11 protein-coding genes and 1 tRNA gene are annotated in these 12619 nt (G+C 73.5%); 7 read left to right on the forward strand and 5 right to left on the reverse strand.

Annotated elements, in window-relative coordinates:
• Positions 1-25: 25 nt before the first annotated feature.
• Positions 26-98, forward strand: a tRNA-Ala gene (locus ACILQ5_RS09450).
• A gap of 193 nt (positions 99-291) precedes the next feature.
• Here the strand turns inward: ACILQ5_RS09450 and ACILQ5_RS09455 are convergent.
• Complete coding sequence (locus ACILQ5_RS09455) at positions 292-1728, reverse strand: serine/threonine-protein kinase (RefSeq protein WP_395657739.1); 1437 nt, start codon at positions 1726-1728, stop codon at positions 292-294.
• Between the two features lie 173 nt (positions 1729-1901).
• Between ACILQ5_RS09455 and ACILQ5_RS09460 the strand changes: the two genes are divergently transcribed.
• The 3 genes from ACILQ5_RS09460 to ACILQ5_RS09470 all read left to right on the forward strand — a co-directional run bounded on the left by ACILQ5_RS09460 (position 1902) and on the right by ACILQ5_RS09470 (position 5636).
• Positions 1902-2276: a hypothetical protein gene (locus tag ACILQ5_RS09460; RefSeq protein ID WP_395657740.1), complete on the forward strand. Its 375-nt coding sequence runs from the start codon at positions 1902-1904 to the stop codon at positions 2274-2276.
• Between the two features lie 104 nt (positions 2277-2380).
• Complete coding sequence (locus ACILQ5_RS09465; protein WP_395657741.1) at positions 2381-3892, forward strand: AAA family ATPase; 1512 nt, start codon at positions 2381-2383, stop codon at positions 3890-3892.
• An 85-nt stretch (positions 3893-3977) separates the two neighbouring features.
• Positions 3978-5636, forward strand: a complete 1659-nt coding sequence (locus ACILQ5_RS09470; protein WP_395657742.1) for an acyl-CoA synthetase — start codon at positions 3978-3980, stop codon at positions 5634-5636.
• Between the two features lie 30 nt (positions 5637-5666).
• Here ACILQ5_RS09470 and ACILQ5_RS09475 read toward each other — a convergent pair whose 3' ends face one another.
• Positions 5667-6305 (reverse strand): hypothetical protein, encoded by a 639-nt coding sequence (locus ACILQ5_RS09475; protein ID WP_395657743.1) that lies wholly within the window; start codon positions 6303-6305, stop codon positions 5667-5669.
• A gap of 252 nt (positions 6306-6557) precedes the next feature.
• Here ACILQ5_RS09475 and ACILQ5_RS09480 point away from each other — a divergent pair, with 252 nt between their 5' ends.
• Positions 6558-7247 (forward strand): HAD family hydrolase, encoded by a 690-nt coding sequence (locus ACILQ5_RS09480; RefSeq protein ID WP_395657744.1) that lies wholly within the window; start codon positions 6558-6560, stop codon positions 7245-7247.
• A gap of 68 nt (positions 7248-7315) precedes the next feature.
• Positions 7316-7747: a VOC family protein gene (locus tag ACILQ5_RS09485; protein WP_395657745.1), complete on the forward strand. Its 432-nt coding sequence runs from the start codon at positions 7316-7318 to the stop codon at positions 7745-7747.
• Here the strand turns inward: ACILQ5_RS09485 and ACILQ5_RS09490 are convergent.
• Positions 7716-9188, reverse strand: a complete 1473-nt coding sequence (locus ACILQ5_RS09490; RefSeq protein ID WP_395657746.1) for a flavin-containing monooxygenase — start codon at positions 9186-9188, stop codon at positions 7716-7718. The genes ACILQ5_RS09485 and ACILQ5_RS09490 overlap by 32 nt on opposite strands.
• A gap of 157 nt (positions 9189-9345) precedes the next feature.
• Here ACILQ5_RS09490 and phoA point away from each other — a divergent pair, with 157 nt between their 5' ends.
• A complete protein-coding gene (gene phoA, locus ACILQ5_RS09495) occupies positions 9346-11037 on the forward strand; it encodes an alkaline phosphatase (RefSeq protein WP_395657747.1) in 1692 nt (563 codons plus the stop codon).
• A 45-nt stretch (positions 11038-11082) separates the two neighbouring features.
• On the opposite strand, the gene ACILQ5_RS09500 is transcribed toward phoA, so the two are convergent.
• Together ACILQ5_RS09500 and ACILQ5_RS09505 are read right to left on the reverse strand one after the other, a co-directional pair.
• Positions 11083-11844: an SDR family NAD(P)-dependent oxidoreductase gene (locus ACILQ5_RS09500; RefSeq protein WP_395657748.1), complete on the reverse strand. Its 762-nt coding sequence runs from the start codon at positions 11842-11844 to the stop codon at positions 11083-11085.
• A complete protein-coding gene (locus ACILQ5_RS09505; protein WP_395657749.1) occupies positions 11841-12467 on the reverse strand; it encodes a calcium-binding protein in 627 nt (208 codons plus the stop codon). The genes ACILQ5_RS09500 and ACILQ5_RS09505 overlap by 4 nt, the downstream gene beginning before the upstream one ends.
• Positions 12468-12619 lie beyond the last annotated feature (152 nt).

Here is a 12619-nt window from a genome sequence, read left to right on the forward strand (position 1 = left end):
GTCTCCCGCAGGGGAGCACGACGATGGGGCTGTGGCGCAGCTGGTAGCGCATCTGCATGGCATGCAGAGGGTCAGGGGTTCGAGTCCCCTCAGCTCCACCGGAGAACGACGAGGCCCGGCGCAGTGCGCCGGGCCTCTCGTCGTCTCCGGCCACTACCGCGGACGTCGTACGAGGTGGTCGCTCCCGCCGCCGGGGCGTACGACGTCCCGGGGTGGGCCGTTGGGACGTCATGCGGGGTGGTCGCCCAGACCGCCAGGACGTATGACGTCCAGGCGGAGCCGGGCACCTTGTCAGGTGCCGAGGTCCTCGGAGATGATCCAGCCGTCGCCCTGCGGGGCGACCTGCAGCTGCCGGGTCTCGGAGTCGGTGCCGTTGTAGGTGAGCTCGACGGAGACGACGTCGCCGTCGGTGGAGGTGTCGCCGACCTCGAGGGAGTCGATCCCGTCCCAGAAGGCGACGTAGCTGTCGTAGCCGTTCGAGCTCGCCCGGGCGTCCGGGCCGAGCATGTTCCAGGCGTCCTCGGGGTCGTCGGGGAGCATCGCGTAGTAGTCGACGACGGCCTGGGCAGGGTCGTCGGCCGGCACGGGCGTGGAGCCGGTCGGGCTCGGGGTCGAGGTGGGCGAGGGTGTGGCCGTCACGGTCGCGGTCTCGGTGGCCGTCGCGGTCGCGGTGGAGGGCGTGGGCTTCTTGCTCCGGTGGGGGGAGGCGGCGGGGGAGCCGTCGTCGTCCGGCTGCAGGGCGATCGCTGCGGCGATCCCGCCACCGCCCAGCAGCAGCACCAGGGCGGCGGCGATCAGCACCCGCCGGGAGCGTCGTCGGCCCGTCGGGGGTCCCGGCGGCTCGGCCGGCGTCTGGTGCGTCGTGGTGACGGCCCCGGCCGGGGTGGTGGCCCGCGGAGCCGTGGTCTCGAGGGTGCCCACCGGCCGGTGCGTGTCGGCCAGCCGCTGGAGGGCCCCGGCGGCGTCGGCCATCGACCAGCGCGACCCGGGGTCCGGATCCAGCATCCGCCCGACGGCGTCGGCGAGGAAGCCGGCGTGTTCGGGTCGCGTGGGTCGGCTCTCGGCGATCGCGGTCAAGGTGGCGATCGGGTTGCCCCGGTCCTCCACGGGCGGACGACCCTCCACCGCGGCGTACAGCGTCGCGCCGAGGGCCCACACGTCGTCCGCCGGCGTCGGGTCCGCGCCCCGGGCCAGGGCGGGGGAGAAGTAGAGCGGGGTGCCGATGACCATGCCGGTCCGGGTCAGCTGCGGGTCGCCCTCGGTGCGGGCGATGCCGAAGTCGCTGATCTTCGCCACGTCGCCGTCGACGAGGATGTTGCCCGGCTTCACGTCGCGGTGCACCGTGCCGCGGGCGTGCGCGGCGGCCAGGCCGTCGGCGACCTGGGCTCCGATCGAGGCGACGCGGGCCGGGTCCAGCCGCCCCTCCTGGTGGATCATCGCGGCGAGCGTCGTGCCCGGCACGTTCTCCATCACCAGCCAGGTGCGGCCGTCGTCCTCGACCGCGTCGAAGATCGACACGACGTTCGGGTGGTTCAGGGCCGCCGAGGAGCGCGCCTCGCGCACCGCCCTGGCGACGTCGGGCGCGGACTCCCCGGGGAGCACGCCGACCTGCTTGACCGCGACCTCCCGGCCGAGGACGTCGTCGTGGCAGAGCCAGACCGCCCCCATGCCGCCGTGGCCGATCTTGCGCACGACGCGGTAGCGGCCCGCGATCATCTCAGGCTGCATGTCTGCAGCCGTACCCGCGAGCGGGGCAACTCACCCCTCCCCGGTGGTGCGGAACGGGCGCCGACCGGGTCGGCGGCACCGGGCCCGCCCGAACGGGCCATGCCGCGCTGGCAGCACCCGTGCCTACGGTGCCCCTACCAGGAGGGGCGAGGGTCGCCCCGGAAGGGCACACCATGCGAGCACTCGTTCTCACCACCGCGGTGCTGGTCGCGGGCGGCGTCGGGCTGGTCCCGGCGCTCGCGCACGCCGCACCCAAGGCCGACGTCACGGTCACCATCACCGCCGAGGGCACCGACCTGTCGGGCATCGTGAAGAGCAGCCGCCCACGCGTGTGTGCCGCGGACCGCACGGTCGTGGTCTTCAAGGTCCACGGCGCGCCCGGTGGCACCGACGACACCCGGTTCGCCTCGGACACCACGGACCTGGAGGGCGGCCACTACGCCTGGTCGACCGGCAACACCGGCACCGAGGGCCGCTTCTACGCCCGCCTCAAGGCCACCTCGGAGTGCAAGGGCGCGACCAGCCGCGTGATCCGGGCCCAGCGCTGACGCGAGGCGAGGAGCCGAAGGTCCTCAGCCGCCTGGCGATGGACCCGTCGTCGTGATGCGGCCGGCCCTTGGCCCGGGCACCCGCTCGGGCGCACGGTGAGGCCGTGGGACCAGGAGCGGGAGGCACGACGGGGACGGCCGGCCGGTACGCCGAGGTCCGGGAGACTCACTCGGGCGTCGTCCTGCTGCTCGGCGACCTGGCCTACAAGCTCAAGCGCCCGGTGCGGCTGGACTTCCTCGACTTCTCGACGGTCGAAGCGCGGCAGCGGGCGTGCGAGCGCGAGGTCGAGCTGAACCGACGCCTCACGCCCGACGTCTACCTCGGCGTCGGTGCCCTCCGCCGGCCGGACGGCTCGGAGGAGCCCGCGGTCGTGATGCGGCGGATGCCCGACGAGCGCCGGCTGACCCACCTCGTCCGCTCCGGCGAGCCCGGGACGGACCTCGACGCCGCGGTGCGGCACGTCGCGCGGGCCTTGGCGTCCTTCCACGCCCGCGCGTCGCGGTCGGCGGCCGCCGACCGCGAGGGGTCGCGGGACGCGATCCGCGGACGCTGGGAGGCGAGCTTCGCCCAGCTCCACCGCGCCGGGGCCGAGCTGGTCGGGAAGTGCCGACTGACCGAGGTCGAGACCCAGGTCCGGCAGTTCCTCGCCGGCCGCGAGCCGCTGTTCGCCGAGCGGGTCCGTCAGGGCCGGGTCGTCGACGGGCACGGGGACCTGCTCGCCGACGACGTCTTCTGCCTCGACGACGGGCCGCGGATCCTGGACTGCCTGGAGTTCGACGACCGGCTGCGCTACGTCGACGTGCTCGACGACGTCGCGTTCCTCGCCATGGACCTCGAGTGGCTCGGCGCCCCGGCCCTCGCGGGGACGCTCCTCGCGACCTACCTGGAGCTCAGCGGCGACCCGGCGCCGCCCGGGCTGCTCCACCACTTCATCGCCTACCGGGCGTTCGTCCGGGCCAAGGTCAGCTGCCTGGCCGGTGCCTCCCTGGAGCGGCCCGCGTCGGGTCAGGCCGCCGGCCTCGCCGACCTCGCGCTCCGGCACCTGCGGGCGGGGGAGGTCGTCCTCGTCCTGGTCGGGGGGCCTCCCGGCACGGGGAAGACGACGCTCGCCGAGGACCTCGGCGACCGCCTCGGGTACGCCGTGCTCAGCAGCGACCGCGTGCGCAAGGAGCTCGCCGGGATCCCGGCCGAGGCGTCGGCGAGGGCCGGTTTGGGTGAGGGCATCTACGACGCCGGCCACACGCGGGCGACCTACCGCGAGATGCTGGCTCGCGCTCGGGCGCTGCTCTCGCGCGGACAGTCGGTCGTCCTCGACGCGTCCTGGTCCGACGCGGCTGAGCGCGAGGAGGCGGCCGAGCTCGCCCGGACCGCGAGCGTGCGGCCGGTCTACCTGCGGTGCTCGCTCGACGAGGAGCGCGCCGCCGCACGGATCTTCGCCCGGACCGGGATCTCCGACGCGGACGAGGCGATCGCGGCCGCGATGCGGCACTGCGAGGACCCGTGGCCCGGTTGCGTCGAGGTCGACACGGCGCAGTCGCGCGCGGACTGCCTCGCGGCCGCCGCGGCCGCCGTCACGCGGCTCCCCGCGGGCCACCAGTCCGCCCCGACCGGCTGAGCGGTCCGGCGCCGAGCCGGCAGCGGACGCCCCCGACGACCGCTAGCATCGCCGCACGAGAACACGTTCTACCAAGGCGGTGCGCATGCCCGGTCCCGGTCCGGACGGCTTCAACCTGGCGACGGTCTTCGACACGGTCGCCCGTGCGGTGCCCGAGCAGGAGGTGCTGGTCTGGCGGGACCGCCGGCTGACCTACCGCGCCATGAACGAGCGGGCCGACGGGCTCGCGCACTTCCTGGTCGAGCGCGGGCTCGGCTGCCACACCGAGCGCGCGACCCTGGTCGGGCACGAGTCCGGCCAGGACCACCTCGGCCTCTACCTGCGCAACGGCAACGAGTACCTCGAGGGGATGGTCGGCGGCTACCGGGCCCGGGTGGCGCCGTTCAACGTCAACTTCCGCTACGTCGAGGAGGAGCTCCTCTACCTGCTCGCCGACGCCCGGACCCGGGCGCTGGTCTACCACGCGGAGTTCGCCCCGCAGGTCGCGGCGGTCCGGGACCGGCTGCCGGAGCTCGACGTGCTCGTCCAGGTCGCCGACGGCTCCGGCCACGACCTGCTCCCGGGCGCGGTCGACTACGAGGAGGCCCTGCTGACCACGGCGCCCGCGGCCGGGATGCCCGTGCCGAGCGGCGACGACCTGTTCATCCTCTACACCGGCGGCACCACCGGGATGCCCAAGGGCGTGCTGTGGCGCAACGACGACATCTACATCACCTCGATGGGCGGGACGCCGTTCGGCACCGAGGAGCCCTACACGTCGTACGACGCCATCGCCGATGCCGCTGCCGCTGGGGGCGGTGGCATGCGGCTGCTGATGATCCCGCCGTTCATGCACGGCGCCGCCCAGTGGTCGACCTTCCACACCATCACCGGGGGCGGCAAGATCGTGCTGCCCGACGACGTCCACACCCTCGACCCGGCCGACGCGCTCCGCACCGCGGTCCGCGAGCAGGTGCTGAGCATCCCCGTGGTGGGCGACGCCGTCGCGCTGCCGCTCGTCGAGGAGGTCGAGCGCGGCGACTACGACCTCTCCGGCCTCGCGGCCTTCAACAACGGCGGCGCGCCGCTGACCCCGGGGGTGCGTGACCGGATCCTGGAGGCGCTGCCGCACATCATCGTGATGGACGCGGCCGGGGCGTCCGAGACCGGCCTGCAGATGAGCTCGCTGTCGCTGCGCGGGATGACCGCCGGTACGGCGACGTTCGCGCCGGTCGCGTCCACGACCGTGGTCGACGACCTGTTCACGCGGGTGCTGCAGCCGGGCGAGGGGGAGGGCTGGCTCGCGCAGCGGGGCCGGGTGCCGCTCGGCTACCTCGGCGACGCCGACAAGACCGCCCGCACCTTCCCGGTCATCGGCGGCGAGCGGTACTCCGTGCCCGGGGACCGGGCGCTCCTCACCGAGGACGGCCACGTCCTGCTGCTCGGCCGCGACGGCGTCACCATCAACTCCGGCGGCGAGAAGATCTTCGTCGAGGAGGTCGAGCGGGCGCTCGCCGCGCACCCCGACGTGCGCGACGTGGTCGTGGTCGGCCGCCCCTCGGAGCGCTGGGGGAGCGAGCCGGTCGCCGTCGTCCAGCTCGAGGCGGGCAGCACCGCGACCGACGACGACCTGCTGGCCGAGGCCGCCCGGCACGTGGCCCGCTACAAGGTGCCGAAGGAGATCATCCGGGTCCCGCTGGTGCAGCGGTCCCCGTCGGGGAAGGCCGACTACCGCTGGGCCAAGGCGCAGGCCGTCGCGCCCTGACCCAGCGGTCGCCCCGATGTCGAGCGGGCGCTACTCGGTCACCGCGATCGTCCAGCGGCTGTCGGTAGGAGCACCCGCGCTGTTGAAGCACAGCACCCCGATGCTGCTGGAGCCCCAGGAGTTGACCTTGCACCAGGTCGCGCCGCCGCCGTAGCCCGAGACGACCACGTTGCCGGCGCTGAGGTTGAGTCCGGCGAAGGTGATCGTGTAGTCGCCGGCGCTGTTGTGGACGACGTTCACCGCGCCGCCGGAGCGGTTGTAGGTGTAGTTGGTCAGAGTCGCGTTCGCGCTCGCCGAGCTGTTCCAGGCGTAGGCGCGGACGACGCCCAGCGCGGCGGTGCCGAAGACGTTCGGGTTGTTGATCGCACCGGCCGAGAGCCCGTTGGCGGTGGTCGCAGTGTTCGCGGAACCGGCGGTCGTCGCGGCGTCGGCGTTCGCGGCGGACGGCACCTGACCGAGCGTGCTCTCGTCGATGTCGGCGCCCTTCACGCGGTCGTCCTTGATGTCCTGGCCGTTGAGCGAGTTGTTGATGACCTGCTTCGAGCCGACCGAGTTGGCCGGGAGCTTCGCCGCCGCGACTGCGGCGCCACCGCCGCCGACAGCGACGACGAGGGCCAGGGTGCTGGCGACGTTGGCGTAGGTCATCCGGGTCTTGAGCCTGCTGAACATGAGCGGGACCGCCGTTTCTCTGGGGATGGGTATAGCCAGCAAAGATCAGGTCCCGGCTCGGCACCATGACGCATGCGGTCCATCCCGGTGGCGCTACCCGCCATCGTCGCGTGACCCGGATGGCCTATCGCGGCTGGCGCATCGAGGCTATGCACGGTCGGCCGTACGGTGATCGGGGCCGCTGCGACCGGGCCAGGTCCATCTGACGTCGCGACAGGTGTAGTGCCGTGGCGGGCTGGGGTACCCGGGGACATGCCCTCCTTCGACACCGCGGTCTTCGACATCGACGGCACCCTGCTGGACTCCAACTACCACCACGCGATCGCCTGGTCGCGGGCCTTCGACGAGGTGCTCGACCACCACGTGCCGGTCTCGGCGATCCACCGGGCGATCGGCATGGGTGGGGACCGCCTGGTCGCCGCGGTCGCAGGTGACGCCGCCGAGGCGCGCCACGGTGACGCCATCCGGGACCGCTGGGAGCGCGAGTACGACAGACTCCTCGGGCAGACGCAGCTGCTCGACGGCGCCTACGAGCTGCTGGTCGCGGTCGGGAAGGCCGGCCTCGAGGTGGTCCTGGCCAGCTCGAGCATCCCCAAGCACGCCGCGCGGCCGCTGGACCTGCTCGAGGCCGACCGGCACTCGGACGCCTGGACGACCAGCGAGGACGCCGGGCAGTCCAAGCCGTCGCCCGAGCTGCTGGACCGGGCGTTCGACAAGGTCGGGGGCGGACGCGCGGTCATGGTCGGTGACGCGGTCTGGGACGTCGAGGCGGCCAACCGGCGCGACCTCCCGACGATCGGGTTGCTGACCGGCGGCTACGGCCGCGAGGAGCTGCTGGAGGCCGGCGCCCTCGCGGTCTACGACGACCCGCGCGACCTGCTCGCCCACCTCGACGAGGCCTTCGGGACCTCCGGCGGGGCGCACCCCCGACGCGACCGATGAGTTCGGGCCCGCGCCCGGGTCTGAGGACGTAGCCGGACGGACCGGCGCACGACAGCAGGGAGCACACCATGTCCACGGCCCTCACCCCCTACCTGCACTTCCGCGGCCAGGCCCGCGAGGCGATGACCTTCTACCAGTCCGTCCTCGGCGGCCAGCTGGACGTGATGACCTTCAGCGACATGGGCGACGCGGGCGGCATGGGGCTCGGCGAGGACGAGGCCGGCCTGGTCATGCACTCGGCGCTGACGGTGTCGGAGTCGGTGTGCCTGATGGGTGCCGACGTCCCCCGGCACATGGAGGGCGACCTCGCGAACGGCCACGTCGCGCTGAGCGGGGACGACGTCGAGACCCTCCGCGGCTGGTACGACGGGCTGGCGGCCGGAGGGGACGTGGAGATGCCGTTCGAGAAGGCTCCCTGGGGCGCCTGGTTCGGCAGCGTGGTGGACCGGTACGGCGTGAGCTGGATGGTCAACGCCGCGGACTCGTCGGCCGCGGGCTGACCTCCTCCAGCTCGCTCCAGTCGACGCGCGCCGTGCGCCGGCGGTACTCCGCCACCAGGCCCGGCCAGTTGGTCGTGATCCGGCCACCGTCGCGGTACCAGCTGTCGCAGCCCGCCCAGATCCCGTTGCCCAGACGGCGCTGCATCTCCGCGTCGTACGACTCCCACGCCTCCCGCCGCACAGCGACCTGGTGCGCCGCGCCGGCGTCGATCCGGCGGACCACCTCGGTGATCCAGCCGGCCTGCGCCTCGAGCATGCCGATGATCGAGCTGCCGCCGAGGTTGGTGTTGGGGCCGTACACGACGAACAGGTTGGGGAAGCCCGGCACGGTCATGCCGAGGTGGGCGCGCGCGCCGTCTGCCCACACCTCGTCGAGCGGGAGGCCGTCGACCCCGCGGACGTCGATCCCGCCGAGGAACTCGGTCGCGGCGAAGCCGGTGCCCCAGATCAGCACGTCGGCCTCGTGCAGGGTGCCGTCGGCGGTGCGCACGCCCTCCGGCTCGACCGCGGTCACCGCGTCGGTGACCAGGTCGACGTGGTCGCGATCGAGCGCGGGGTACCAGTCGTTGGAGAACAGCAGGCGCTTGCAGCCCAGCTCGTAGTCAGGCACCAGGCGCCGCCGCAGCTCGGGGTCGCGCACCTGGCGGCGCAGCTGCAGCCGCCACGCCTCGCGGATCGTCGCCATCAGCGGCCGGGTGATGGGGGAGGTGCCCTCGAGGGCGCCGTTGAAGCGCTCGGTGATCCAGTAGGTCAGCCGGCGCTCGCCGGCGGGCACGCCGGGGTGCCGCTCGAAGAGCCGGTGGTGCGCGGCGGTGTACGCGCGGTCCGGCTTCGGGACGACGTACGGCGCGGAGCGCTGGAACACCGTCATCTGCGACACCCGGTCGACGATCGCCGGGACGAACTGGATCGCGCTGGCGCCGGTCCCGACCACGGCGACCCGCTTCCCGGTCAGGTCGACGTCGTGGCGCCACTGGGCGGAGTGGAACGCCGGGCCGGCGAAGCTGTCCGCGCCGGGGATCCCGGGGATGGACGGGTTGGAGAGCTGCCCGGTCGCGGGAACCACGACGTCCGCCTCGAGGACACCCCGGTCGGTGGTGACCCGCCAGGTGCCGTCGACGTGCTCCAGCGCGGTCACCGAGGTCCCGGTGCGGACCAGGTCGCGGAGTCCGTCGGCCGCGGCGGTGCGGCGGATGTAGTCGAGGATCTCGGGCTGGGTGGAGTAGCGCCGACCCCAGGTCGGGTTGGTCGCCCAGGACCAGGAGTAGAGCGGTGAGGGGACGTCGCAGGCCGCGCCGGGATAGGTGTTCTCGCGCCAGACCCCGCCGACGTCGTCGCCGCGCTCGAGGACGGTCACGTCCTGCACCCCGGCCCCGCGCAGCGCGTGCGCGACGCCCAGCCCGCCGAACCCGGCTCCGACCACGACCACCCGCACTGCCATGGGCCGCAACATACCGGGCGTCATACCGACGGTACGCCGCGTCTCGCCACGCGCCCTTCCGGGGCTCGTCACCCACCGCGCCCCCCGCGTTCACGCGGAGCCGATGGGGTCGTCCCGAGTCACCCGACCCCACCTCCTCCGGAAGGACCACATCAGCATGCACGCACGACTGACCCGGCCGCGTCGCATCGCGGTCGGCGCGATCGCGGTGGCCGCGTTCGCGACCTCCGCCGGGCTGGCCTACGCCACCGACCTCCCCGCCGACGACTCGGACCTCTCCGCGCACGGTGGCGCCACCCGCCTGGACGGCGACCAGACCGACGCGGTCCGCGACGCGGTCGAGGGTGGCCACGCCCGGAACGTCATCCTGTTCATCGGCGACGGGATGGGTGACTCCGAGATCACCGTCGCCCGCAACTACGCCGAGGGGGCGGCCGGGAGGTTCGCCGGGATCGACGCCCTGCCGCTCACGGGCCAGTACACGACGTACTCCCTGTCCAAGGACACTGGGCTGCCCGACTACGTGCCGGACTCCGCCGCGACCGGCTCGGCCTGGTCGACCGGCACCAAGACCTACGACAACGCGATCTCGGTCGACCTCACGGGTCAGCCGCAGCAGACCCTCCTGGAGCTGGCCAAGGCCAACGGCCTCAAGACCGGCGACGTCACCACGTCCGAGATCCAGGACGCCACCCCGGCGGTCCAGGTCTCCCACATCTCGCTGCGGTCCTGCTACGGCCCGGACCAGACGTCGACGACCTGCCCGGAGGCCGCCCTCGAGAACGGTGGCCTGGGCTCGATCACCGAGCAGCTGCTGGACACCCGGCCCGACGTCACGCTCGGCGGCGGCGCGGCCACCTTCGCCCAGAAGGCGAAGGCCGGTGACTGGCAGGGCATGACCCTGACCGAGCAGGCGGCCGACCGCGGCTACCGGATCGTCCGGGACGAGGACGCCCTCGACCGGGTGACCCGGGCCGACCAGGACGCGCCGCTGCTCGGCCTCTTCGCGAGCGGCAACATGCCGGTGCGCTACGCCGGCCCGGCGGCCACCGTGGGTGGCGCCAAGCTCGAGCCCCAGCGGTGCACCGACAACCCCGACCGGCCGGCGAGCCAGCCGGACCTGGCGGAGATGACGCAGAAGGCGATCGACCTGCTCGACAACCCCGACGGGTTCTTCCTCCAGGTCGAGGGGGCGAGCATCGACAAGCAGGACCACGCCGCGAACGCGTGCGGCCAGATCGGTGAGACCGTCGACCTCGACGAGGCCGTGCAGGTGGCGATGGCCTACGCCCAGGAGCACGGCGACACGACGGTGTTCGTCACGGCGGACCACGCCCACTCGAGCCAGATCGTCGAGGTCGGCAGCACCACCCCGGGCCTGAGCGTCGCCCTCACCACCGCGGACGGCGCGCCGATGGCGGTCAACTACGGGACCGCGCCCGCGGGTGGCTCGCAGCAGCACACGGGCTCCCAGGTGCGCATCGCCGGCTACGGCCCCGGTGCGGCGAACATCGTCGGCCTCACCGACCAGACGGACCTCTACTTCACGATCCGCGACGCGCTGAACCTGGTCGACGACCCCGAGGCCGGCAGCGACGACGGCACCGTCAGGGTGTCCCCGTCCGCGGCGAAGCCGGGCCGGAAGGTCACGATCGCCGTCCGCGGCTTCGAGGGCGACCGCGCCGTCACCATCGCCGTCACCGGCCCGGAGTCCGACTCCGCCGACCGCGAGCTGTCCGGCGGCGTCGCCAAGGCCGTGGTCACGCCGCGGAAGAGGGGCACCTACACCGTCACGGTGACCGGCCGGACGACCGGGCACGTCGCGGAGGACACCTTCCGGGTCAAGTGACCCCGTCGTGCGGGTCCCGACGGGCGACCGCCGGGACCCGCACGATCAGGTGATGGTCATCCCGCCGTCGACGGCCAGCGTCTGGCCGGTGATGTACGACGAGGCGTCGGAGGCCAGGAACACGATCGTGGCCGCGAGCTCGGCGGGGTCGCCCTTGCGGCCGGCGGGGATCCGCGCCTGCTGCGACTCCAGGTAGCCGGGTGGGTACTGGTCGGTCATCTCCGACTCGAAGAAACCCGGGGCGACCGCGTTGACGCGGATCCCCTTGCGCCCGGTCCACTGCTGCGCGAGGTCGCGGGTGAGGCCGATCAGGCCGGCCTTGGAGGCGGCGTAGGCCGCCTGGGGGAGCCCGGCAGTGGTGAGGCCGAGCACCGAGCTGATGTTGATGATGCTGGAGCCGGGCTGCATCACGCGCCCGCAGGCCTGTGCCATCCAGTAGCAGCCGTTGAGGTTGACGTCGATCACCTGGCGGAACTGCTCGGGCGCCTCGCGGGTCGCGGGCATCGCGGTCCCGATGCCGGCGTTGTTGACCAGCACGTCGACCCGGCCGAACTCCTCCATCGCGAGCGCGACCAGGTTCGTGCACGAGTCGGGGTCCGCGACGTCGGTGCCGACGCAGAGCGCGCGCCGGCCGGCCGCCTCGACGAGCGCGGCCGTGTCCGCCAGCCGGTCGGTGCGGCGCGCACCCAGGGCCAGGTCGGCGCCCGCCTCGGCGAGGCCGCGGGCGAACGCGACGCCGAGGCCGCTCGAGGCGCCGGTGACGACGGCGACCCGGCCGTCGAGTCGGAAGAGGTCGGAGACGGTCATGGCCTCATCGTGGCAGGTCGCTTGCCCTGGTACTCCCGCACGGTCTCGCACGACACCAGCCGGTCCTGCGGGTCGAGCACCTCGAGGAACTCGACGAGGTCGTCGCCCGGGCCGCAGTCGATGACGTCGCGCCGTCCGTCGTGGTCGAGGAGCAGCTCGTCGTCGCCCGGCCCGAGGTCGAGGTGGGTCGGCGGGTAGAGACGCGACGACCGCGAGGCCACCGTGGCCCGGTCGTCGCCCGCTCCGCTGTCGAGCCGGTCGCCGCCGAGGAGGTCGGCGACGTGGTCGCGACCCGGTCCGCCGATCACCTCGTCGCGGCCCCGGCCGCCGTCGAGCGAGTCGTTGCCGGGCCCGCCGATCAGGTAGTCGCGGCCGCGGTCGTCGCCGATCTCGTCGTTGCCGGCGCCGCCACGCACCCAGTCGTCGCCCGGTCCGCCCGTCAGCAGGTCGTCGCCTCCCTGCCCCTGGATGGCGTCGGCGCCGCCGCGCCCCTCGATCCAGTCCCGCTTCGCCGTGCCGACGAGCACGTCGGGTCCGGTCGTACCGCGCAGGTGCGCGGCGACGGCGGCGGACGGCACGAGGACGACGGCGAGAGCGAGGAGGGTTCCGAGAGCGGCCTTCATCCCGTCGAGTCTGGCACGAGCGCGCGGTCGCGGTACCATGACCACATGCGGAGGATCCTGCTCCTTACCTAGCCGCGTCGACGCGCTTCACCTCGACGCGGCTGCCCCTCGTGCCCGAGGGGCTTTTTTGTGCCCGGAGCAACCCCGACGAG

The sequence above is a fragment of the Nocardioides sp. genome (assembly GCF_044226305.1).
Lineage (GTDB): Bacteria > Actinomycetota > Actinomycetes > Propionibacteriales > Nocardioidaceae > Nocardioides.